The sequence below is a fragment of the Agromyces tardus genome (assembly GCF_003710805.1).
GTDB lineage: Bacteria > Actinomycetota > Actinomycetes > Actinomycetales > Microbacteriaceae > Agromyces > Agromyces tardus.
In genome coordinates this window covers 45,868-67,750 of record NZ_RHHB01000011.1, presented here as the reverse complement: position 1 = coordinate 67,750, position 21,883 = coordinate 45,868, and the positions used below count along the sequence as shown (strand labels likewise).

General features: G+C 72.4%; 19 protein-coding genes. 11 read left to right on the top strand and 8 right to left on the bottom strand.

The window, feature by feature from the left end:
* Positions 1 to 167 precede the first annotated feature (167 nt).
* Genes EDM22_RS08450 through EDM22_RS08440 form a run of 3 tightly spaced genes read right to left on the bottom strand, consistent with a single transcriptional unit; the run spans position 168 to position 3,889 of the window.
* Positions 168 to 1,955 (bottom strand): lipase family protein, encoded by a 1,788-nt coding sequence (locus tag EDM22_RS08450; protein WP_122936625.1) that lies wholly within the window; start codon positions 1,953 to 1,955, stop codon positions 168 to 170.
* Positions 1,952 to 2,869 (bottom strand): bile acid:sodium symporter family protein, encoded by a 918-nt coding sequence (locus EDM22_RS08445; protein WP_122936624.1) that lies wholly within the window; start codon positions 2,867 to 2,869, stop codon positions 1,952 to 1,954. Before EDM22_RS08445 ends, EDM22_RS08450 begins: the two co-directional genes overlap by 4 nt.
* Positions 2,870 to 2,872: 3 nt before the next feature.
* Positions 2,873 to 3,889, bottom strand: coding sequence for an alpha/beta hydrolase (locus tag EDM22_RS08440; protein ID WP_122936623.1), 1,017 nt, complete (start codon positions 3,887 to 3,889; stop codon positions 2,873 to 2,875).
* Between the two features lie 145 nt (positions 3,890 to 4,034).
* Between EDM22_RS08440 and EDM22_RS08435 the strand changes: the two genes are divergently transcribed.
* From EDM22_RS08435 to EDM22_RS08400, 8 genes are all read left to right on the top strand, one after another.
* A complete protein-coding gene (locus tag EDM22_RS08435) occupies positions 4,035 to 6,818 on the top strand; it encodes an ATP-binding protein (RefSeq protein ID WP_245989281.1) in 2,784 nt (927 codons plus the stop codon).
* Positions 6,819 to 6,907: 89 nt separating this feature from the next.
* Positions 6,908 to 7,969, top strand: coding sequence for a mechanosensitive ion channel family protein (locus tag EDM22_RS08430; protein ID WP_122936621.1), 1,062 nt, complete (start codon positions 6,908 to 6,910; stop codon positions 7,967 to 7,969).
* The gene (locus tag EDM22_RS08425; protein WP_122936620.1) at positions 7,966 to 9,054 is read left to right on the top strand and encodes a glycoside hydrolase family 5 protein; all 1,089 of its coding nucleotides are present in this window, start codon (positions 7,966 to 7,968) and stop codon (positions 9,052 to 9,054) included. Before EDM22_RS08430 ends, EDM22_RS08425 begins: the two co-directional genes overlap by 4 nt.
* Before the next feature lie 222 nt (positions 9,055 to 9,276).
* Complete coding sequence (locus EDM22_RS08420; protein WP_122936619.1) at positions 9,277 to 10,242, top strand: ABC transporter substrate-binding protein; 966 nt, start codon at positions 9,277 to 9,279, stop codon at positions 10,240 to 10,242.
* Positions 10,243 to 10,286: 44 nt separating this feature from the next.
* Positions 10,287 to 11,300 carry an amino acid ABC transporter permease gene (locus tag EDM22_RS08415; protein WP_122936618.1) on the top strand — a complete coding sequence of 338 codons (1,014 nt, stop codon included), beginning with the start codon at positions 10,287 to 10,289 and terminating at the stop codon, positions 11,298 to 11,300.
* Positions 11,297 to 12,103 carry an amino acid ABC transporter ATP-binding protein gene (locus EDM22_RS08410; RefSeq protein WP_122936617.1) on the top strand — a complete coding sequence of 269 codons (807 nt, stop codon included), beginning with the start codon at positions 11,297 to 11,299 and terminating at the stop codon, positions 12,101 to 12,103. The genes EDM22_RS08415 and EDM22_RS08410 overlap by 4 nt, the downstream gene beginning before the upstream one ends.
* Before the next feature lies 1 nt (position 12,104).
* Complete coding sequence (locus EDM22_RS08405) at positions 12,105 to 13,337, top strand: M20/M25/M40 family metallo-hydrolase (protein WP_245989280.1); 1,233 nt, start codon at positions 12,105 to 12,107, stop codon at positions 13,335 to 13,337.
* Positions 13,338 to 13,357: 20 nt separating this feature from the next.
* Positions 13,358 to 14,230 (top strand): MurR/RpiR family transcriptional regulator, encoded by an 873-nt coding sequence (locus tag EDM22_RS08400; RefSeq protein WP_245989279.1) that lies wholly within the window; start codon positions 13,358 to 13,360, stop codon positions 14,228 to 14,230.
* A 24-nt stretch (positions 14,231 to 14,254) separates the two neighbouring features.
* On the opposite strand, the gene EDM22_RS08395 is transcribed toward EDM22_RS08400, so the two are convergent.
* The 3 genes from EDM22_RS08395 to EDM22_RS08385 all read right to left on the bottom strand — a co-directional run bounded on the left by EDM22_RS08395 (position 14,255) and on the right by EDM22_RS08385 (position 15,501).
* The gene (locus EDM22_RS08395; RefSeq protein ID WP_122936616.1) at positions 14,255 to 14,611 is read right to left on the bottom strand and encodes a DUF2200 domain-containing protein; all 357 of its coding nucleotides are present in this window, start codon (positions 14,609 to 14,611) and stop codon (positions 14,255 to 14,257) included.
* Between the two features lie 85 nt (positions 14,612 to 14,696).
* The gene (locus tag EDM22_RS08390) at positions 14,697 to 15,083 is read right to left on the bottom strand and encodes a pyridoxamine 5'-phosphate oxidase family protein (protein ID WP_122936615.1); all 387 of its coding nucleotides are present in this window, start codon (positions 15,081 to 15,083) and stop codon (positions 14,697 to 14,699) included.
* Between the two features lie 55 nt (positions 15,084 to 15,138).
* The gene (locus tag EDM22_RS08385) at positions 15,139 to 15,501 is read right to left on the bottom strand and encodes an ArsR/SmtB family transcription factor (protein ID WP_122936614.1); all 363 of its coding nucleotides are present in this window, start codon (positions 15,499 to 15,501) and stop codon (positions 15,139 to 15,141) included.
* Positions 15,502 to 15,591: 90 nt separating this feature from the next.
* Here EDM22_RS08385 and EDM22_RS08380 point away from each other — a divergent pair, with 90 nt between their 5' ends.
* Both EDM22_RS08380 and arsA read left to right on the top strand, forming a co-directional pair.
* A complete protein-coding gene (locus EDM22_RS08380) occupies positions 15,592 to 16,953 on the top strand; it encodes an NAD(P)-binding domain-containing protein (protein WP_122936613.1) in 1,362 nt (453 codons plus the stop codon).
* Positions 16,954 to 17,105: 152 nt separating this feature from the next.
* Positions 17,106 to 18,872, top strand: a complete 1,767-nt coding sequence (arsA, locus tag EDM22_RS08375) for an arsenical pump-driving ATPase (RefSeq protein WP_122936612.1) — start codon at positions 17,106 to 17,108, stop codon at positions 18,870 to 18,872.
* 21 nt (positions 18,873 to 18,893) lie between these two features.
* Here the strand turns inward: arsA and EDM22_RS08370 are convergent, their stop codons facing one another.
* Positions 18,894 to 19,475: a TetR/AcrR family transcriptional regulator gene (locus EDM22_RS08370; protein ID WP_122936611.1), complete on the bottom strand. Its 582-nt coding sequence runs from the start codon at positions 19,473 to 19,475 to the stop codon at positions 18,894 to 18,896.
* Between the two features lie 56 nt (positions 19,476 to 19,531).
* Between EDM22_RS08370 and EDM22_RS08365 the strand changes: the two genes are divergently transcribed.
* Entirely contained in the window at positions 19,532 to 20,500 is a 969-nt protein-coding gene (locus EDM22_RS08365) for an SDR family NAD(P)-dependent oxidoreductase (protein WP_122936610.1), read from the top strand.
* Between the two features lie 110 nt (positions 20,501 to 20,610).
* Here the strand turns inward: EDM22_RS08365 and EDM22_RS08360 are convergent, their stop codons facing one another.
* Complete coding sequence (locus tag EDM22_RS08360; RefSeq protein WP_122936609.1) at positions 20,611 to 21,816, bottom strand: DUF4232 domain-containing protein; 1,206 nt, start codon at positions 21,814 to 21,816, stop codon at positions 20,611 to 20,613.
* Positions 21,817 to 21,883 lie beyond the last annotated feature (67 nt).

Genomic DNA, 21,883 nt, shown 5'->3' with positions numbered 1-21,883 from the left:
GTATGTGTCTCGCGGGCCTCGAGCGGGCTGGTCGCTTCGTGCCCCTTTTCCGAGCACCGGCGCATCGAGGCGCCTGGACGGGCCCAGTCTACGGGAGGGCGCCGGCCGACGACCGACTGCGACGCAGCGCACGGGAGCTCGGCGCTGCGACGCAGTCGACTCCGGCCTCAGCGCTCCGTCCTGGTGCAGCCCGGCTCGACGGGTTCGCCGGCGAGCCGCGCCGTGGTCCACTCGACGAGGTCGGGCACGAGGGGCGAGTCGGGCTCGACCAGCGGCACGTGGTCGCGCCCGGCGTACAGGCGGTAGTCGACCTGCTGCCCCGCGTCGCAGTAGTCCGCCACGAAGGCGTCCTGCGCCGGCGGCACGACGAGCTGGTCGGCGGCGCCCTGCCCGAGCAGCAGCGGTGCGCTGATGGTCGCGGGCGGGATGTTCTCGGTGAGGCGGTCGCCGAACGGCCCGGTCGTGGGATCCTCCGAGAAGATCTCCGGGTCGCGGGACAGGCCGAGGAGGCTCAGCACCGACACCGCCGCACCGGGTTCGGCGAGGCATCGGTCGGCCATCTCGCGCACCGTGACCTCGGCGCCCGGGCGCACGTACTCGCGGTACGTGACATCCGGGTAGATCGCGGTGTACGCGCCGACGACGAACGAGGCGAAGAGCGACCCGCCGGTCACCTCGGGCAGGTTCTCCATGAGGCCGGGGAGGTTCGAGGCGGGCGCGAGCGCCGCCACCCCGGCGAGCTCGACGTCGGGGGCGTACGAGTCGGCGAGGGCGCCCGTCCACAGCGCCGCGCCGCCGCCCTGCGAATGCCCCCACACGACGGTCTGGTCGCCGAGCCGGGCGTCGTCGAGATCGGATGCCGCGCGGCGGGCGTCGAGGGCGGCGTACGCGGTGGACGCGCCGATCAGGTACGGGTGCGGGCCCTCGGTGCCGAGGCCGATGTAGTCGGTCGCGACGAGCGCCCAGCCGTTGTCGATGATCTCCGGCAGCAGGAACAGGGCGCCCGACTCGAACGGCTCCTCGAGCAGCGACGGCGCGCACGGCTGCGCGAAGCCCGTGGTGCCGTGCGTCCAGTCGATCACGGGGTAGTCGCCGTCGCCGGACTTCGGCACGACGACGAGCCCGCTCGCGACCGCCGGCTCGCCGTCCTCGCCGGTCGTCGTGTACAGGATGCGCCAGGCTGTCGCGTTGTCGGGCACGCCACGCGTGAAGGACTCCGCCCGGATCAGCTTCCCGGGCTCGTCGGGCACGTCGCGCGGCGCCGCGTAGAAGTCGTCGACGACCGGGGTTCCGCCGCGCAGCGACGCGCTGACCGAACCCGCCGCGATCGCGAGCAGCAGGGCCACGACGGCCGCGATCGTCTTCGCCCAGCGGCCGAGCGTCGACGGAGCACCGCGCTCTCGTGTCCGGGTGGTTCCGCGGATGGCCCGCCAGAGCTCGAGCAGGCCGACGACGATCAGCCGCGCGCCGAACACCACGGCGACCACGAGCAGGGTGATGTCGGGCCAGAGGAGCGCGAGGAGCCCGAACGCCACGCCGGCGACGCCGAGCAGGGCGGCCGCGACGCGTGCGTCGAGGGTCCGGCCCCGGCGGAACGCGGAGATCACCGAGAGCACGCCGTTGACGATCAGCGCGATCGCGACGACGAGGGCGACCATCCGCACGGTGAGCCCGGGGAAGAAGAGCACGAACGCACCGCCGACGATCCACAGCACGGCGGTGACGATGCGCCACGGCGGTGTCCGTTCGTCGTCGTCGCCATCGCCCCCGCCCACGAGCTCGAGCACGCCGCTCAGGATGAGGCCGAGGCCGATGAGGATGGCGAGCAGCCCCAGCGACGTCGTCGGACGGAACACGATCGCGATGCCGAGCGCCACCGACGCCAGCCCGATCACCGCCCGAAGCCACCGTGGCAGCCGTGCGAACCATGAGCCGATCGTCGTGCGCTCCGTCATGTCTCCTCCTCAGTGGGCCGCATCGGCGTCGTCGTCGATGCGGTTCGCGGGACGACGTCGTCCCCTCGGTCGACTGCGTGGCGTCGCTGCCAGCGCGTGTAGAGCGTGACCGCGACGTTCGAGACGAGCGCGTAGAGGATGACGGTCCCCGCGAAGCTCTCGGCGGGGAAGATGGCGGCCGCGAGGCCGATCGCGAGGCCGGGATTCCGGTTCGCGCAGGCGATCGCGAGCACCACGGAGTCCGCCCGGTCGGGGCCGCCGAGCGCGTGGCCGACGGCGAGCCCGATGCCGGTGTACGCGAGCAGCACGGCCAGGGTGACGAGCGACAGGGCGGTGAGCACCGCCGGGAAGACGAGCACGAGCAGCACGACGAGCGCCGCGAGCGTCGCGATGTTCGCGATGTTCACGAGCGTGCCGCCGATGCGCTGCGCCGCCGCCGGCCAGATGCGGCCGACGAGCCAGCCGAGGCCGAGCGGGAGGAGGATCTGCGTCAGCATCGCCTCGGCGATCGTGAACGGCGACAGGCCGAACGGGCGGTCCATGAGCCGGCCGATGAGGTCGGAGAGCACCGGTACGACGACGGGGGAGAGGAGGGCCACCGCGAACGCCAACCCGTACGCGTAGCGGGCCCGGCCGCCCGAGCCGATCTCGGTGCGCGGCAGGAGAGCCGGGATCGGGGTGAGGGCGATCACGACGAGGGCGACCTCGGCCGCGTGCGGGAAGTCGAGGTACGCGTGGGCCCCCAGCGCGATCACCGGCATGACGACGAACATCGCGACGACGGAGACGAACAGCAGGCGCGGCCGTCGCAGCACGAAGAGGATGTCGTCGGCCCTCGCCGACAGGCCGTAGCCGAAGACCGTCAGGGCGACGGCCACCTTCAGGACCGTCGACAGCACGGTGACGATGTCCACTGCTCACCCCGTTCCCGGCAGGCCGAGCACCGCGGCGCGATCCCGCGCCGCGGCACGCGGGGCCGCCTCGACGACCGACGGGAGCCATCGGTCGATGGCCTCCCACACCATTGCGCGCACCGGCGCGGCTGACAGCGCCACGTCGTGGAGGGCGCCGTCGATCCTGCGGATCGACACGTCCAGCCCGAGATCGGCGGCGCGACGGGCGACTCCGCCGACCTCGATCGCGGTGTCCGCGTATCGCATCTGCTCCGACCACATGGGCTGGAGCATGCTCCGTGCCGACAGCAGCACGAGGGCCGGGATCCGGATGCCGAGGCCCTTCGCCACCGCCGCCTGGCCCCGCAGGATGGCGTTGAGCCAACCGCGATTCGCACGGAAGCCGTGCTCGGGACGCCACGCGTCGTCGTACTCCCACTCGCCGTCGAGCCGGGCGGACACCGTGCGGCTGTAGAAGCCGAGGTCGACCTCGGGGAACTCGGAGTGCGGATGCATGACGGCACCGAATCCGACCACCGGTTCGAGCAGGGCGCGCCCGACCGCTCGGGTCTGCAGCTCGAGCCACGGCGAGTTGAGCACGAGCCCGTCGGCCGCATCCGGATGACGCGACACCCACAGGCTGAGCGTGAGGCCTCCCGTCGAGTGGCCCATCAGCACGAGCGGCACGGTCGACCGGGCTCGCACGACGTCGAGGGCGGCGCGGATGTCCTCGTCGTAGACGGCGAGATCCTCGACGTAGCCCGGAGTCTGGTGGGGCCGCAGGCTCCGCCCGTACTTGCGCAGGTCGAGGGCGTGGAACCGCGCGCCGCGGCTGATCCAGTACTCGGCGAGCTCGCGCTGGAAGAAGTAGTCGGACCAGCCGTGCACGTAGAGCACGTCGAACACACCCGGTCCGTCGATGACCTCGTCCCTCGTGCGCCTGACGAGCGTCGCGCTCACCGGGCCCTCGACATCGGGCGCGAGCTCCAGTTCCAGCCGTTCGAACGGAGAGCCGAGGATGTCAGGCAGCCACATCGGCATCGGGCGATCACCTCCCGGGCGACTCGGTCATGTCGGGGCCCACGCTAGGTGCCGGATCACACCGGCAAATCACGAGAACGCGTAGTCTTTGCCCGAGGGGCCGCGCGCGTGGGACTCGGTCTCTCGGCTCCGGGGGGTGTCGCGCATGTTCGGTCGGGCACGCGAGCTGGCAGCGCTCGACAGGGTGCTCGACGTCGCCCGCGCCGGCCGCGGAACGGCCCTCGTGATCGAGGGCGAGCCCGGCATCGGCAAGACGGCATTGCTCGACCACGCGATCCGCTCGGCCGACGGGTTCCGCACGGTGACCGGAATCGGCGTCCAGGCCGAGCGGGAGCTGCCCTTCGCGGGCCTCCAACAGCTGTTCGGCGCACTGCCCGACCACTCCGATCGGCTTCCTGAGCCCCAGGCGCGTGCCCTTCGCGTGGCCCTCGGCCTCGCCGACGACCCGCCGCCGCGGCCGTACCTCGTGGGGCTCGCGCTGCTCGGCCTGTTCGCCGAGGCCTCGCGCGACCAGCCGCTGCTCTGCGCCGTCGACGACGTGCACTGGCTCGACGGGTCGACCGTGCAGGCACTGGGGTTCGTCGCCCGCCGCGTGGAGCACCTGCCGGTGGCCATGCTCTTCGCCAAGCGACTCGGGGTCGACGTCGCCCACCTCGATGCCACGCCGCTGCTCCTCGTCTCGGGGCTCGACGACGCCGCCGCGGAGGCGTTCCTGCGCTCCGTCGTGCCGCGCCCGCTCGACGGCGCGATCGCGGCTCGCGTCCTCGAGGAAGCCCACGGCAACCCGCTGCTGATCCGCGAGTCCGCGAGGGCGAGTGCGCAGATCGAAGCGGGCGTCCCGACGCGCGTCGCCGACCCCTCGCTGCCCGTCCTCAACCGCCTGGAGGGCGCGTTCGCGAGCCGCAGCGCCCACCTGCCCGAGCGCACGTCGTTGCTCCTGCTGCTCGCCGCGGCCGACCCCACCGGCGATCCGAGACTGGTCGCGCGCGCAGCGTCGCGGCTCGGCGTCGCGCTCGACGACCTCGTCCCGGCCGAGGCGGCCGGACTGGTGCGGGTGGGCGGTCGGATCACGTTCGAGCATCCGCTCGTGCGCTCGGGCGTCTACCAGGATGCGGACCCCGAGCTGCGTCGGCGGGTGCACGCGGCGCTCGCCGAGGCGACCGACCGCCAGCGCGACCCCGATCGCAGGGCCTGGCACCGGGCGCTCGGCACCTTCGGGCCGTCGGAAGCGGTGGCCGCGTCGCTCGAGCATGCCGCGAGCCGAGCGGGGGCGCGGGGCGGCTTCCTCGCGGCGGCAGCGTTCTACGAGCGCGCCGCCGAGCTCGCGGAAGCCCCCGAGACGCGCGCCCGCTGCGCGTTGGCGGCGGCCGGTGCGCTCGAGCTCGCCGGCGACCAGCCGCGGGCCCTGCGGGTCCTGGAGGCGGCCCACGACCACGCGGCCGACCCCGACACCCGAGCCCGGATCGACCTGGTCCGCGGTCGGCTCCTGCTCACCCTCGAGCGCAGTGAGCGGTCCGTCGCGTTCTTCCTCGCCGCGGCGGAGGTGCTTGCGGACACGGATCCTCCGGCGTCGCGCGAGGCCTACCTCGAGGCGCTGTCCGCGGCGACGGTCGCCGCACCGGGCGAGCACGGCGACGGCATCCGCGAGGTCGCGGTGCGGGCCGCATCCGCCCCCGGTGCACCGGAGGGGGCGGACCGGGTCATCGACCAGCTGTTCGAGGTGATCCTCGCGATGGCCCTCGAGCGTCCCCGATCGAGCCTCCCCCTGCTCACGGGGCATCTCCGGCGGCTCTCGGATTCCGACGACCCCGGCGATCGCGCCCGATGGCTGTGGGTCGCCGGGCGCCTGGCCGCGATCGCCTGGGACGAACGTCGATGGGGCGAGTTCGTCGCCGAGGGCGCCACCATCGCGCGAGCGGCGGGCGCGCTCACGGCGCTCGCAGCGTCACTGACGACGGAGGTCGCCCTCGTGCTGCTCCGCGGCGACGGGGCCGGAGCGCGCGACCTCGCGGACGAGGCCGTCGAGATCTGGAACAGCATCGCCATCCCTCCCGCGCCGTACGGGATCGTGGCGGTGGCGGCATGGGCGGGGGCACCCGACGGCGAGCAGTTGTTCGCCCGGGCGCTCGCCGACTGCGCCGCCCGCGGCGAGGGGATGGGCTTCCCGCTCGTCCACTGGGCACGCGCGCTCCACGCCGTCGCGAACGCACGCTACGACGAGGCGGTGCGGCATGCCGACTCCGCCGCCCGTTATCCTGTGGCGATCGTGTACGCGACGTGGGGGCTGGTCGAACTGGTCGAGGCCGCGGTGCGCACCGGCGAGCGACGCACCGCAGCGGACGCGTTCGAGCGGCTCGCCGTGTCGACCCGGGCCGCCGGCACCGACTGGGCACGCGGTGTCGAGGCGCGGGCCGCCGCGCTGCTCGCGACGGATCCGACCGACGCCGAGCGGCTGCACCGGGAGTCCGTCGAGCACCTGCGCCGGACCGGCCTCGGCGCCGAGGTGGCCCGGGCGCAGCTCCTGCACGGCGAATGGCTCCGCCGCCAGCGCCGACGCGCCGAGGCCCGGGTGGTGCTGGAGGAGTCGCTCGCGGCATTCACCGCGATGGGTGCGCGCGGATTCGCGGAGCGCGCGCGAGCCGAGATCGCCGCCCTCGGACGTGGCCACGCCGCCGTCGACAGGCGCCACGACGAACTGTCGTCGCAGGAGGCCGCGGTCGCGCGTCTCGCGAGCGAGGGCCTCTCGAACGCCGACATCGCCACGCGGCTGCACCTCAGCGCGAGCACCGTCGACTACCACCTGCGCAAGGCGTTCCGGAAGCTCGGGATCGCCTCGCGCAGTCGCCTCCACCTCGCCCTCGCCGAACGCGAGGCCGAGCGGCATCCCCATCGCGATCTCGGCCTGCAGGCGGCGTCCGACCAGAACTGAGGACTACGCGTTCGCGTGATTCACGCGGGCGATCGACGTGCCTACCGTCGAGGACGAGCCCTCGTGCTGACCGGAAGCGACGGATCACGATGACGATCGACCTGAGCGGGGCCACGGCATCCGAATTGTTCGTGGCGGCCCTCGTCGTGGTCGCGGCCGCGTTCGCCGCCGGCGTCGTCGTCGTCATGGTGCTGCGCCGCGTCGCCCGCCGCTGGAACGTGACGGTGCTCTCGGGGCGGCTCTGGCAATCGCCCGTCGTTGCCGTGATCGTGCTGTCGGCGATCGAGCCGTGGGTCGCGGAGATCGACCGGCGGTGGGCATCGGGACTCGCGCACCTCCTGTCCATCGCGCAGATCTGGGCCGTCGCATGGCTCGCCATCGTGCTGATCCGCACGGCCGCGAAGGCGGCACTCGCGAAGCATCCCGACACCGGCCTGCGCGACGAGCGTTCGCGGCACCTGCGCACGAAGATCGCGCTCATCCAGCGCGTGGCGATCGCGGCCGTGGCGACGCTCGCGGTGGGGGCGACGCTGTGGACCTTCCCGAGCGTGCGGGCCGTCGGCGTGACGGTGCTCGCCTCCGCCGGCATCCTCTCGATCATCGCGGGCCTCGCCGCCCAGACGAGCCTCGCCAACATCTTCGCCGGCATCCAGATCGCGTTCACCGACGGCATCCGCGTCGGGGACATCGTCGTGGTCGAGGGGCGCCAGGGGCGGATCGAGGAGATCACCCTGACGTACATCGTCGTGCAGATCTGGAACGAGACCCGGCTGATCCTGCCGTGCACCTACTTCACCACGACGCCGTTCGAGAACTGGTCGCACTCGGGCAACACCGCGATCGGCGAGGTGCGCATCACCGCAGCGTGGCGCGTGCCGGTCGCCGCGGTGCGCGACGAGCTCACGCGGGTGCTGTCGGCGTCGCCGCTGTGGGACGGGCGGGTGGTCGAGCTCCGCGTGGGCGACACCGTGCCCGACGGCATCGTGCTGCTCGCGCAGTTCAGCGCCGCGAGCGACGCGGTGGAGGAGCTCAAGTTCGAGGTGCGCGAGGCGCTGGCCGCGTTCCTCACCGCGCAGCAGGAGGACGTGCTGCCGCGCGCCCGCCTCGAGCAGGCCCAGCCCCATCCGATGTCGCAGAAGGGACCGACATGACCCAGATGATCGGCGTGAACCTCGGCAACTGGCTCGTCCTCGAGAAGTGGATGGCGCCCGAGCTCTTCACCGGCACCGACGCGGAGGACGAGTGGTACCTCACGCACGGGCTCGACGACGTCAGCCGCCGGGAGCGCTTCACGGTGCACCGCGACAGCTGGGTGACCGGCCGCGACTTCGCGTACCTCGCCGCCCGCGGCGTGCGGCTGCTCCGGTTGCCCGTCCCCTACTTCGTGTTCGGCGACGTGCCGCCGTTCCTCGGCTGCGTGGACTACCTCGACCGCGCGTTCGGCTGGGCGGCCCGGTACGGCATGCGGATCCTGCTCGACCTCCACACGGTGCCTGAGAGCCAGAACGGGTTCGACAACGGCGGCGTGTGCGGGGTGTGCCGATTCCATCAGGAGCCCGAGCACGTCGAGTTCGCCCTCACCGTGCTCGAGCGCCTCGCCGCGCGATACGGCGCACGGCCGGAGCTGTGGGGCATCGAGGTGCTGAACGAGCCGATCTCCCCGGACCTCTGGGCGCTGCTCGACGTGCCGAAGCGCTACCCGGCGGTCGATCCGGCGCGGGCAGCGGGCTCCGAGGGTGTTCCGACCGAGTTCCTGGCGGGCTTCTACCGCGACGCCTACCGCCGCATCCGCGCCGTCGCCCCCGGGGCGCGCGTCGTGTTCCACGACGGGTTCCGCATGCGGGAGTGGTTCGGCATGCTCGATTCGGGGGAGTTCGAGAACTTCGCCGTCGACACCCACATGTACGTCATGATGGCCGGCCAGCGCGACCTCGACGGCTACCTCGAGTACATCGCCCGGACCTTCGGCGACACCCTCGCCGAGGCGTCGCAGCACTTCCCCGTGCTCGTGGGCGAGTGGTGCCTCGACACGAAGCAGGCGGCCCTCGCGGGGATGCCGGACGACGAGCGCCGGACCTACAACCGCACCATCGCGACCGCCCACCTGGCGGCCTTCGAGCCGGCCGTCGCGTGGACGTACTGGAGCTGGCGCATGCACGTCGACGCACCCGAACTCGACACCTGGGACTTCCTCCGAACGGTCGAGGCGGGCTACCTGCCCCCGCTCGCGGGGTGATCCGGCGCGGCGCCGGGGGCGCCGGCGCCGCCCGTCGCGCGAGGGTGCCGCCCGGGTTCGGGGATGCGGGCGGCTTGGCCCACCCGTGCGAGGATGCTCCCCGTGCCCGTGCCGAACACGTCGCATGCGTTACGGATTGATTAAATGCTGGCAATTCTGGAACAAATGTTACATACTCGGTTCCACCCCGATCCCACCGCAGCGATCCGAAGGACCCTCACCATGACTGCTCCCACTCCGCTCCACCGAATCACGCTCCTCGCCGCAGGGCTGTCGAGCGTCGTCCTCCTCGCCGGCTGCAGCACCGCCGGCTCGGCGGGCGGCGACGCCGCCGCGGCATCCGAGCCGGTGACCATCGCCGGCATCGAGATCACCGTCGACGAGGCCGCCGCCGAGCTGCTGCCCGCCGACCTCGCCGAGGCCGGCTCGGTCAAGGTCGCCACCGACGCCCCCTACGCGCCGTTCGAGATGTTCAAGGAGGAGGGCTCCGACGAGCTCACCGGCGTCGACGTCGACCTCGGCCACGCCATCGGCGCGAAGCTCGGCATCGACTTCGAGTTCGAGCAGCAGGCGTTCGACGGCATCATCCCGGCGCTGCAGGCCGGCAACTTCGACGCCACCATCACCGCGATGACCTCGAGCGTCGAGCGCATGGAGGTGCTCACGTTCGTCGACTACTCGGCGTCGGGCACCGGCATCCTCACCTCGGCAGGCAACCCCGAGGGCATCGAGAGCTACCTCGACCTCTGCGGCAAGGATGTCGCGGTGCAGGCCGCGACCAGCCAGGTCGACCTCGTGAACGACGTCTGGCAGGGCGAGTGCGAGGCCGAGGGCCTCGGCGCGATCAAGCTGTCGGAGTTCCCGTCCGACGCCGACGCGCAGCTGGCCATCACGAGCGGCAAGGCCGTGGCGTCGCTGCTCACCAAGCCGAGCGCCGGCTACGTCGCGAAGACCACGAACGACGGCGGCACCTTCGAGGTCGTCGAGGACCCCGAGGCTCCGAACGGCTACGACGCCACCCTCAACGGCATCGGCGTGCTCAAGGAGAACGAGGAGTTCGCCAAGGCCATCCAGGCCGCGCTGCAGTCCCTCATCGACGACGGCACCTACGAGGCGATCCTCGACCAGTACGGCGTCACCGGCATCGGCATCGACGAGGCCACCATCAACGGCGCCGCCGCCGAGTGACCGTCACCGGCACCGAACGCAACACCGAAACGGAAGCACCACCCATGACCGCAACGCAGCCGTCAGCCACGGCGGCGTCCGAGGGACCCCAGGGCTCCTCGGGCGCCGCCCGCCCCGGCCCCATCGAGGCCGTTCCCGTGCGCCACCCCGGCCGCTGGATCGCCGCCATCGTCGTCCTGGTGATCGGGATCGGATCGCTGTCCTCGATCCTGCAGAACCCCAACCTCGACCTCGAGACCGTCGGCGAGTACCTCTTCAAGCCGCTCACCCTCAACGGCGTGCTCATCACGATCTGGCTCACGGTCGCGTCGATGATCATGGGCGTCTTCGGCGGCATCCTCGTCGCGGTCATGCGCCTCTCGCCGAACCCGGTGCTCTCCGTCGCCGCGATGCTGTTCATCTGGGTGTTCCGCGGCACGCCGCTCCTGCTGCAGCTCATCTTCTGGGGCTTCATCGGCGCATTCATCCCGAAGATCGTGGTCGGCATCCCGTTCACCTCGATCGAGTTCTGGTCGTTCACGACGAGCGACCTGATCCCCGCGACCGTGGCCGCGCTGCTCGCGCTCGGCCTCAACGAGATGGCCTACGCCGCCGAGATCGTGCGCGCCGGCATCCAGTCGGTCGACCCCGGCCAGACCGAGGCGGCCCACTCGCTCGGGATGTCGCCCGCGAAGACGCTGCGCCGCATCGTGCTGCCCCAGGCCATGCGGGTGATCATCCCACCGATGGGCAACGAGACGATCACGATGCTGAAGAGCACCTCGCTCGTGGCGATCGTCGCCGGTGACGACCTCATGTCGAACATCCGCGAGGCGTACACGCAGAACTACAAGATCATCCCTTTGCTCATCGTCGCCGCGATCTGGTACCTCGCCCTCACGTCGATCCTCTCGATCCCCCAGATGTGGCTCGAGCGCCGGTACGGCCGCGGCTTCAGCGCGATCCGACCCACGCTCGGATCGCGGGTGTCCACGTTCACGCAGAGCATCGCGCTGCCCTCCCGCGCCACGCGCCCCACGCGCACCGAGCGCGCCTCGAAGAAGGAGTCGGCGTCATGACCGCCACCATCCCCCAGGTGACGCCGCTCGCCGCGACCTCCGACCGCCCGATGGTCGAGGCCGTCGAGGTGCACAAGCGCTTCGGCAGTCTCGAGGTGCTGAAGGGCATCACGATGTCGGTCGAGCGAGGCCAGGTCGTCTGCCTGCTCGGCCCGTCGGGATCGGGCAAGTCCACGTTCCTGCGCTGCATCAACCACCTCGAGCAGATCGACGCGGGCATGATCCGCGTCGCCGGCGAGACCGTGGGCTATCGCGAGAAGGACGGCAAGCTCTACGAGCTTCGCGAGAAGGAGGTCGCCGCGCAGCGCCGCAAGGTGGGCATGGTGTTCCAGCGCTTCAACCTGTTCCCGCACATGACGGCGCTCGAGAACGTCATGGAGGCGCCGGTGCAGGTGGCCGGCCGCTCGCGGTCGCAGACGAGGGAGCAGGCGATGGCCCTCCTCGGGCAGGTGGGCCTCGCCGAGAAGGCGGCCACGTACCCGGCGCAGCTCTCGGGCGGCCAGCAGCAGCGCGTCGCGATCGCGCGGGCCCTCGCGATGGAGCCCGAGGTGATGCTCTTCGACGAGCCCACCTCGGCCCTCGACCCCGAACTCGTCGGCGACGTGCTCGACGTCATGCGCCGGCTCGCCGAATCGGGCATGACCATGATCGTCGTGACGCACGAGATCGGCTTCGCGCGCGAGGTCGGCGACGTGGCCGTGTTCATGGACGGGGGCGTCGTCGTCGAGGCGGGCGACCCCGCCCAGGTGCTCGGGGACCCGCGCGAGGAACGCACGCGCTCGTTCCTCTCGAAGGTGCTCTGACGTGGGGGCGACGTTCGTCGAACCCCAGCCCGCCGCATCCGCGCCACCCGGTGTCGCCCCGACCGCCGACGAGCTGCGCCGCGCCGCGCACGCCGTCGACGCCCGGTACCGCGACGACCTCGCGCACCTCGTCGGCATCGACTCCGGATCGCACGACCCCGACGGCGTCGAGCGCGTGGCCGCGTGGGCGGTCGCCGCGCTCGCAGAGGACGGCTTCGAGGTCCAGACGGTGCCGACCCCCGATCGGGACGGCCGGCGGTACGGCCCCGTGGTCGTCGCCCGCCGACGGGGCGCCGGCACGGCCCGCGTGGTGATGTTCGCGCACATGGACACCGTGTTCGCGCCGGGCACCGCGTCCGAGCGCCCGTTCCGCATCGCCGACGGCGTCGCCTACGGGCCCGGCGTGTGCGACGACGTGGCGGGCATCGCCTCGGGGATCGCCGCCGCGAGGGTGCTCGGCGAGGTCGGCTACACCGGCTACGGCGAACTCGTGCTCGTGCTCACGCCCGACGAGGAGGTGGGTTCGCCCGCGAGCCGCGAGATCCTCGCCGACGTGGCACGAGGGGCGGATGCTGCGCTGTGCCTCGAGTGCGCGCGGGAGAACGGCGACCTCGTCGGCGCCCGCAAGGGCGTGGCCGACGTGCTCGTCGCGATCCGCGGCCGCGCGGCCCACTCCGGAGTCGAACCCGAGCGCGGCATCAACGCCGCGGTCGAGGCGGCGCGGCTGCTGCTCGACGTGCAGGCCCTGTCGGGCAGCGCGCCGGGGCTCACGGTGAACGTCGGCCGCGTGGCATCCGGCTCGCGGGCCAACATCGTGCCCGAGTCGGCGGAGCTGCACGTCGAGGTGCGCGCGGCCGGCCTGGCCGAGCTGGTCGGCGCGCTCGACGCGATCGACGAGCGTGCGCGGCATCCGTTCGTCGACGGGGCCCGCATCGCGGTCACCCGGCTCGACGTGTGCCCGCCGCTCGAGCGCGCCGCGACCGACGGCCTCGCGGCGCTCGCCCGGCGGGTCGGCTCGCGGCTCGCGCTCTCGTTCGACGTCGCGGCGACCGGCGGCGCGTCCGACGCGAACTTCGTGGCGGCGCTCGGGGTGCCCACCCTCGACGGGCTCGGACCGGTCGGCGGCGGCGACCACGGGGTCGACGAATGGCTCGACCTCGCGAGCGTGCCGGAGCGGATCGCGCTGCTCGCCGGCCTCGTCGTCGCGGTGGCGGAGGGCGAGTCGGTACGGTGAGCAGTGCGAAGGAGGCGCTGATGGGCGAGCGTGAGGCAGCCATGCCGATGGCGGAGGCGATCCGGCGCGGCATGGCGGACTGCAGTCCAGCCGAGCGCAAGGTCGCCCGCGTGCTCCTGTCGTCGTATCCGTCCGCGGGCTTCGAGACCGTGGCCAAGCTCGCGGCCCGTGCCGGGGTGAGCGGACCCACGGTGCTCCGGTTCGCCAACCGGCTGGGCTACCGCGGGTTCCCCGACTTCCAGCAGGCGCTCCGCGACGATCTCGACGAGCGGTCGGCCTCGCCGATCGAGCTGTACGACCGTCGTCACGCGGAGCCCGACGCCGACGCGGCATCCGGGCTGGCGCGCGCCGCCTCGATCACGAGGGACACCCTCGACCGCACCTTCGCGGGCCTGGCCCCGGGGGAGTTCGACCGCGCCGTCGAGCTGCTGTGCACGCAGCGCAGCCGAGTGCTCGTCGCGGGCGGACGATTCAGCGGGCTGCTCGCGCGGTTCCTGGCGCAGCACCTGCAGCTGCTCCGGCCCGGGGTGTCTTCGCTGCCCGACAACGATGCCGGGCGGGCCGAGGCAGTCGCCGGCCTGCACCGGGGCGATGTCGTCGTCGTGTTCGACTACCGGCGCTACGAGGAGACCACGCGACGGCTGGCCGCGACGGCGAAGGCTCGGCGCGCTTCACTGGTGCTCTTCACGGATGCCTGGCTCTCGCCCATCTCGAGCGACGCCGACGTCGTGCTTCCGAGCGAGACCGACTCGCCGTCGGCGTTCGACGCGATGACCCCGGTGCTCGCGCTCGTGGAAGCGGTGATCGCGGAGTGCTCCGAGCGGCTCGGCGAGGCGGCATCCGCCCGGATGCGCGAGGTCGAGCGGGCCGGGCACGAGCTCGACCTGTACTGACCGCGGCCGCGCGGGGGCCGCCGCTCAGGATCCCCGCAGGATCGCGGACATCTGCTTCCCGCGCGCCAGCTCGTCGACGAGCTTGTCCATGTAGCGGATCTGCTGCATGAGCGGATCCTCGATCTCCTCCACCCGTACGCCGCAGATCACGCCCGTGATCGACGAGGCGTTGGGGTTCATCGCCGGGGCCTGCGCGAAGAAGGTCCGCAGATCGACTCCGGTGTCGATGGCGCGCTCCAGGCCGGCCTCGTCGTATCCGGTGAGCCAGCGGATGACCTCGTCCACCTCGTCCTCGCTCCGTCCCTTCCGCTCCGCCTTCTGCACGTAGAGGGGATGGATCCTCGCGAAGCTCATGCCGAAGATGCGCTGCTCCGTCGACATCGGACTCCTTCGTCTCTCGATGACCTTCCCCTCGAGGGTACGTGAGCCGCACTCATCTCGGATGAACCGCGCAGCTTCCGAGCGATCAGCTGGGATCCGGTCGCATGCCCGCCGAGCCCAGCACCCGCTCGATGGTCAGTTCGAGCACGGCTCGCTGCGGATTGGGGCGCGGTTGCCGGTACCGGGCGGCGTAGAGCTCGACGGCGAGCGCGACGGACTCGGGGTCGGTGAGCAGGCGAACCGGACCCTCGAAGCTGATCCACCGCGCGCCGTCGACCGTGTTCACGCTCGCGCGCCCGCTCCGCGCGGCGTTCAGGAACTTCTGCGACCCGCGGCTCCCGATGATGCGCACGATGCCGTCGAGGTAGGTGATCCCGACGGGAACCGAGTGGATCCGGCCCGACCGGTCGAGCGTCGAGAGCGTCGCGAGGTGGCGTTCGGCCAGGAATTGCCGGGCGGCTTCGGTGATCACTCGTGGCACTCCCTCGCGGTGGTGGGGCAGGCCGACGAACGAGGCGACCGCGAGGTCACCGCGATGCGGTGACGTCGAGCAGCTGCGAGAGCTGGCCGAGCGCGCCGGGGACGAGCTTGTAGTAGGCCCACGTTCCGCGCTTGCTGCGGGTGAGGAAACCGGCCTCCATGAGGATCTTGAGGTGGTGGGAGACGGTCGGCTGGCTGAGGCCGACGGGCTCGATGAGGTCGCACACGCACGCCTCTTCGCCATCGGATGCCGCCACGATCGACACGAGCCGGAGCCGCGTCGGGTCGGCCAGCGCCTTGAGCTTGCGCGACAGCTCCTCGGCGCGATCGGCGTCGATCGTCTCGCGGGTCAGCGGCGTGCAGCATGCCGCATCCTGCGGGTCGGCCATCGGCAGGAGGGTCACGGTCATGAGCCCATCCTACCCCGTATATTGACAAACGTCGATGGAGTGCGCACACTCTATATCGAAGTTCATCGATATCCGAGGAGTGCGGCGACCATGACCCTGATCGACCTGACCGTCCGGAGCCTGCGCGACCGCCGGCTCGACACCCTGCCCGTGGCGATCATCGGCGCCGGCCCGATCGGGCTCGCCGCAGCCGCGAACCTCGTCGAGCGGGGGATCGACTTCGTGATCTACGAGGCGGGCGACGAGGTGGCGAGCAGCATCCGCCGATGGGGTCATACCCGGCTCTTCTCGCCGTGGAAGCACGTCGTCGACCCGGCCTCGCGTCGACTGCTCGAAGCGACGGGGTGGGAGCTCCCGTCGCCCGACGCGCTGCCGACCGGCACCCAGCTCGTCGAGCAGTACCTCGAGCCGCTCGCAGCGCTCGAGCCGATCGCCGCGCGCATCCGCACGGGCGTGACCGTCGAGGCGATCACGCGCCAGGGCATGGATCGCACGCGCACCGCGAACCGGGCCTCGACGCCGTTCCTGCTCCGCACCCGCTCCGACGACGGCGTCGCGGAGTCCACGGCGCGCGCCGTGATCGACGCATCGGGAACGTACGAGCAGCCGAACAGCCTCGCCTCCTCGGGCCTCGACCCGCTCGGGCTCGCCGAGGTCGCCGACCGGGTCAGCCACGCCCTGCCCGACGTGCTCGGTCGCGAGCGCTTCCGATTCGCCGGCCGCCACACGACCGTGGTCGGTGCCGGGCACTCCGCCGCGAACACCCTGCTCGCCCTCGCCCAGCTCGCCGAGCAGGAGCCGGGCACGCGCATCACGTGGCTGATCCGCAACGCGAGCGCCGTGCGGGTCACCACCTCCGACGACGACGCGCTCGCCGCCCGCGCGGACATCGGCCGCCGCGTCGACGCCCTCGTGCGCGCCGGCCGGATCGAGGTCGTCGACCGGTTCGAGACCGTGCGGCTCGGCCGCACCGACGCCGGCGTGCGCCTCTACGGACTCCGAGGCGACGACCTCGTCGAGCACGAGACCGACCTCGTCGTGAACGCGACGGGGTTCCGCCCGAACCTCGACATGCTCCGCGAGATCCGCCTCGAGCTCGACGAGATCGTCGAGGCGCCCAAGCGCCTCGCGCCGCTCATCGACCCGAACGTGCACACGTGCGGCACGGTCGAGCCGCACGGCTTCGCCCAGCTCGAGCACCCCGAGCCGGGCTTCTTCCTCGCCGGAATGAAGAGCTATGGCCGTGCGCCGACGTTCCTCCTGGCCACCGGCTACGAGCAGGTCCGATCGATCACCGCGTGGATCGCCGGCGACGAGGCGGCCGCTCGCAACGTCGAGCTCGTGCTCCCGGCGACCGGGGTGTGCTCGTCGAGCCTGCCGGCGGACGGTGCCGCCGCGGCATCCTGCGCGACCGAACCGGCTGCGGCATCCCGTTCCGGCTGCTGCGGCTGAGCGCGCGGGCGTCGAACCGAGCGACACGGAGCGGGATCACCGACGCAGACCGGGATGACCAAAGGACCGGCGCACCGCGCGCGTCGGCGCGATGATCGTCCTGCGCCCGTGCGCCCGTGCGCGTGCACCCGATTCGATGACGGAGACCCTCCATGAAGTTCCTCGACGAACTGCCGCGGTTCCTCTTCTTCACGGGCAAGGGCGGGGTCGGCAAGACGTCGGTGGCGTGCGCGAGCGCGGTGCGGCTCGTCGAGGCAGGCGAGCGCGTGCTGCTCGTGAGCACGGACCCCGCCTCCAACCTCGGCCAGGTCTTCGGCCTCACGATCGGCAACGCCGTCACCCCGATCCCGTCCGTCCCGGGACTGTCGGCCCTGGAGATCGACCCCGAGGCCGCGGCCGACGCGTACCGCGAACGCATCATCGGGCCGCTCCGCGGGACGCTGCCGGCCGCCGAGCTCGACGGGGTGCGCGAGAGCCTCTCGGGCTCGTGCACCACCGAGATCGCGTCGTTCGACGAGTTCACCGAGCTGCTGACGGATGACGCGACGTACGGCGAATACGACCACGTCCTGTTCGACACCGCACCGACCGGGCACACCATCCGGCTGCTGCAGCTGCCCGGCTCGTGGAGCGAGTTCCTCACGGCCGGCGGCGACGCATCCTGCCTCGGCCCCCTCTCAGGGCTCGAACGGCACAAGGCCGTCTACGCGAACGCCGTGCAGGCGCTCACCGACCCCGCCCGCACGAGGCTCGTGCTCGTCACCCGGGCCCAGCGCTCGTCGCTCGTCGAGCTCGAGCGCACCTACGCCGAGTTGAGCGAGATCGGCATGTCGGGCGGATGCGTCGTGGTCAACGGGGTGCTCCCCGCCGCGGCCGGCGACGAGCCGCTCGCCGCCGCGGTGCGCGCACGCGAGGCGGCCGCGATCGCCGCCATGCCGTCGCGCATCGCCGCGCTGCCTCGCGACCTCATCGACCTCGAGCCCGACGACATCGTCGGCGTCGACGCGCTGCGACGACTCTTCGCTCCCGCGACCGCCGTGTCGCCGCCGGATGCCGCTGCGCCCGAGGTCGCCCTCGTGCCCGCCCCGCTGTCGGCTCTGGTCGATGCGATCGAACGCGACGGGCGCGGACTCGTGCTGTGCATGGGCAAGGGCGGCGTCGGCAAGACCACCATCGCGGCGGCGGTGGCGCTGCGCCTGGCCGAACGCGGTCATCGGGTGCTGCTCACCACGACCGACCCTGCGGCGCATCTCACGCAGGCACTCGATGGCGGCACCGTCGCGCGCCTGACGGTCTCGCGCATCGATCCCGACGCCGCGGTGCGGGCCTACCGCGACCGTGTGATGGCGACCAAGGGCCCGGGCCTCGACGACGAAGCGCGGGCCGCGCTCGCCGAGGACCTCATGTCGCCCTGCAACGACGAGGTGGCCGTGTTCCACGAGTTCTCGCGCGCGATCCACGAAGCCCGCCGCTCCTTCGTCGTGATCGACACCGCACCGACCGGACATACGCTCCTGCTGCTCGACGCGGCCGGCTCCTACCACCGCGAGATCCGGCGTCAGATGGGCGACGGCATCGGGTTGGTGACCCCGCTCATGCGACTGCAGGATGCCGCTCACACCAAGGTGGTGCTCGTCACGCTCGCCGAGGCGACCCCGGTGCTCGAGGCCGAGGAACTCGCCGCCGATCTCCGGCGCGCCGGCATCGAGCCGTGGGCGTGGGTGGTCAACAGCTCGGTCGCGGCCGCGGGGCCCGAGTCGCCGTTCCTGCGCCGGCGCGCCCGCAACGAGGTCGAGCAGATCGATCGGGTGCGCGAGCTCGCCGCGCGCGTCGCGATCGTGCCGATGCTCGCCGAGGAACCCGTCGGAGTCGAACGCCTCACCGCGCTGTGCGACCCGTCGCTGCGCGCCGCGGGCTGACGGGTCGCCCGCATCGGGAGGTCAGCGGTCCGTCGAGGAGTCGAGCACGGTCCGCACCGCCGGGAGCGCGGTGCGGAGCCGCTCCGACAGCGACGGCGCATCGGCTGACGGGTCGGCGAGCCAGGCGTGCAGTTCGCGGCGGAACAGCGCGAAGCCGATCGCCGCGAGCAATCCCGCGTCGCCCGGGTCGAAGCCGCGCTCGACGAGGCCGACGCTGATCTCCTGCTGCCAACGCGCCTGCTTCGCCAGTTCGCGGCCCGTGAGGGCGACATCCGAATCGATGATCTCCTGGCGCCGTCGCAAGGAGTCCCGGGCCGGCTCCATGCGTTCGGCGAGCGCACCGAGGGCGCGCTCCATGAGCGTGCCGGCGTCGACCGGGCCCGTCGGCTCGGCGATGGCCAGCAGCAGCGTGGGGAGGAGCAGGTCGTCGTCGGAGAACAGCACCTCCTCCTTGTCGCGGAACTGCCGGAAGAAGGTGCGCGCGGTCACGCCCGCTCGCTCGGCGATGTCGTCGACGGTCACGGCCGAGTAGCCGCGCTCCGTGAACAGCTCCAGCGCCGCGCTCGCGAGTCGCGCGCGGGAATCGGCCGGCCATCGGGGCATGGCACCAGCGTAGCGAACCCTTGCGTCAGAAACTGACATCACGCATACTGACCGCTATGACAGATCATGACATCATTCCTCCCACCGTCATCCTGACCGGTCCGACGAGGGGCATCGGGGCGGCGATGCTCGACCACCTGATCGCCCATCCCGCGAGCCCCCGGCTGGTGCTGCTCGCCCGCGATCCGCACGCGCTCGATGCGGCGGTGCGCCGGGCGCGCGGGGCCGGCCGGGAGGCGATCGGCATCCCGATCGATCTCGCCGACCTCGGGTCGGTGGATGCGGCGATCGAGGAGCTCCGGGTCCGGATCGCCGACGGCGCGATCGCCGCACCGTCGGCGGCGATGCTCAACGCCGGCGCCCAGTTCGCCGACCGCCGCGGTACGAGCGCGAACGGCATCGAGCAGACCTTCGCCGTGAACGTCGTGGCCCAGCACGTGCTCGTACGCGGGCTGCTCCCCATCCTCGCCCGGCGCGCCCACCTGGTGCTCATGGGGTCGAGCACGCACCGAGGACGAGCTCAGTCCTTCGGGCTCATCCCGTCGCCTCGGTACGCACCGCCAGAGACGCTCGCGAGCGTCGATCGCACGGACTCCGGCGCCACCCGCCACGCCGGCGGGCGCGCCTATGCCGACAGCAAGCTGGCGCTCGTCACGCTCGCGCACGCGTGGGCGCGCCGCGCCGCGGCATCCGGTCGCCGGCTCAACACCTACGACCCCGGCCTCGTGCCGGGAACCGGCCTCGGCCGAACCCTGCCCGGGTACATGCACTGGACGTGGGAGCACGTCATGCCGGCCATGGCCGTGCTGCCGAGGGCGGCGACGCCGCGCACCTCGGCCCGGCACGCGATCGACCTGCTCCTGGGCGACCGTCACCCCACCCTGCACGGCGGCTACGTCGAGCTCGGGCGGCCGACGCTCGCTGCCGAGCCCACCTTCGATCTCGACCACCAGGAGGAGCTCTTCGGCTGGATCGAGGAACGGCATCCGGAGCGCGTCGCCCAGCGGGCCGCCCAGCTGCCGTGAGCCCGGAACTCCGGTGTGCGCTCCCGACCCTGCGCGTGTCGTGGTCGGAACGCGGAGACGGCGCCGCGAGCGAACTCGACGCCGCCGTCTCCACGCTGGGCCACTGAACCTCAGGCGGCGGTGAACGGCCCGATCTCGAGCACCGTCGACCCGTCGACGCAGACCGGGATCGGCGCGGCGCCGACCACTCCCGGGCCCGCGCCGTCCGACGTGACGTACGCCCGCAGGTGGTCCGCCGTCACCGCCTCGCAGCCCCAGGCTGCAGGGTCGGGCGCCGTGCCAAGCACGATGGCGGTGTCGCCGTTCGCGAGCACGAACGGGTCGCCCATGTCGCCGACGGTCCACGACGAGCCGATCCGCGTGCCGTCGGCCGACTCCACGATGAGGCCGGGCCATCCCCAGATCGAGCACGCGGTGTCCGACGCGTTGGTGAACACGAGCTCGAATCCGGATGCCCCGTCGACCGACAGGTCCGGCCGGTCGACGAACTCGAGCGTCAGCTGCTCGTCCTGGCATTTCGCAGGCAGCGGCTCCGGTTCCTCGGGAGGGGTGACCTCGCCCTCGACGTCGCCCGGTGCGCCGTGCACGGCCATCAGGGGTCCGAGCCAGAGCGTCCACGTTCCGTCCGTGCAGACGGGGAGCTGCGCATCGTCGACGATTCCGCCGCCGGCTCCGTCGGAGGAGATGTAGGCCCGCAGGTGGTCGGATGTCGCCGCGGGGCAACCCGACACCGACGGGAGCTCGGCCGTGCCTTCGGCGACGGCCTGCCCGCCGTTCGGCGGCAGGACCACGAGCGTGCTCGTCGATCCGGACGCGAGCGTCCAGGCGAGCGTCTCGTCGTCGGCGCCCTCCGCGACCAGACCCGGCCACCCGGCGAACGAGCACGGCTGCGACCACGCGTTCGTGAAGACCACGTCGAACCCGAGGGTGTCGGATGTCGATCGGTCGGGCCGCTCGCGGTACTCCATGGTGAGCTGCCAGTCCTCGCAGTGCACCGGGCCCGCCTGCCAGGCGTGGTCGTCCTTGTGCGCCTGGGAGGTCGCCGGGCCGGCCCCCGGGCCGGCTCCCGGCTCGCCCGCCGTGGCAGCGGGCGTCGCGTTCGCCTCGCCGACGCCGACTCCACCGGCTGCCGCGGATGCCTCCGGTCCGGCGCCGCGGCCCGGTGCGCCGTCGTCTGCCGCCGCCACGGACCGCTCGGCGACCCGGTTCCCTCCGCCCGCGTCGGCGGCCCCCGCCGCCATCGCCGATCCCCCTGCGAGCGTCGCCGTCAACGCCACCCCGGCGATCGCTCGGAACACCACCCTCTTGGTGTGCATGTCGTTCCCCTTCCGAGCCGCCCGATGGGGCGACTCGAGGTGGACGCTAGCATATGGGCAGGTATCT

Coding starts and splice junctions, on each gene's coding strand:
- EDM22_RS08410 (WP_122936617.1), top strand. CDS start 11,297: ATGACCGCCACCATCCCCCAGGTGACGCCGCTCGCCGCGACCTCCGAC.
- EDM22_RS08420 (WP_122936619.1), top strand. CDS start 9,277: ATGACTGCTCCCACTCCGCTCCACCGAATCACGCTCCTCGCCGCAGGG.
- EDM22_RS08360 (WP_122936609.1), bottom strand. CDS start 21,816: ATGCACACCAAGAGGGTGGTGTTCCGAGCGATCGCCGGGGTGGCGTTG.
- EDM22_RS08435 (WP_245989281.1), top strand. CDS start 4,035: ATGTTCGGTCGGGCACGCGAGCTGGCAGCGCTCGACAGGGTGCTCGAC.
- EDM22_RS08430 (WP_122936621.1), top strand. CDS start 6,908: ATGACGATCGACCTGAGCGGGGCCACGGCATCCGAATTGTTCGTGGCG.
- EDM22_RS08385 (WP_122936614.1), bottom strand. CDS start 15,501: ATGACCGTGACCCTCCTGCCGATGGCCGACCCGCAGGATGCGGCATGC.
- EDM22_RS08440 (WP_122936623.1), bottom strand. CDS start 3,889: ATGCCGATGTGGCTGCCTGACATCCTCGGCTCTCCGTTCGAACGGCTG.
- EDM22_RS08370 (WP_122936611.1), bottom strand. CDS start 19,475: ATGCCCCGATGGCCGGCCGATTCCCGCGCGCGACTCGCGAGCGCGGCG.
- EDM22_RS08400 (WP_245989279.1), top strand. CDS start 13,358: ATGGGCGAGCGTGAGGCAGCCATGCCGATGGCGGAGGCGATCCGGCGC.
- arsA (WP_122936612.1), top strand. CDS start 17,106: ATGAAGTTCCTCGACGAACTGCCGCGGTTCCTCTTCTTCACGGGCAAG.
- EDM22_RS08395 (WP_122936616.1), bottom strand. CDS start 14,611: ATGTCGACGGAGCAGCGCATCTTCGGCATGAGCTTCGCGAGGATCCAT.
- EDM22_RS08380 (WP_122936613.1), top strand. CDS start 15,592: ATGACCCTGATCGACCTGACCGTCCGGAGCCTGCGCGACCGCCGGCTC.
- EDM22_RS08415 (WP_122936618.1), top strand. CDS start 10,287: ATGACCGCAACGCAGCCGTCAGCCACGGCGGCGTCCGAGGGACCCCAG.
- EDM22_RS08450 (WP_122936625.1), bottom strand. CDS start 1,955: ATGACGGAGCGCACGACGATCGGCTCATGGTTCGCACGGCTGCCACGG.
- EDM22_RS08425 (WP_122936620.1), top strand. CDS start 7,966: ATGACCCAGATGATCGGCGTGAACCTCGGCAACTGGCTCGTCCTCGAG.
- EDM22_RS08365 (WP_122936610.1), top strand. CDS start 19,532: ATGACAGATCATGACATCATTCCTCCCACCGTCATCCTGACCGGTCCG.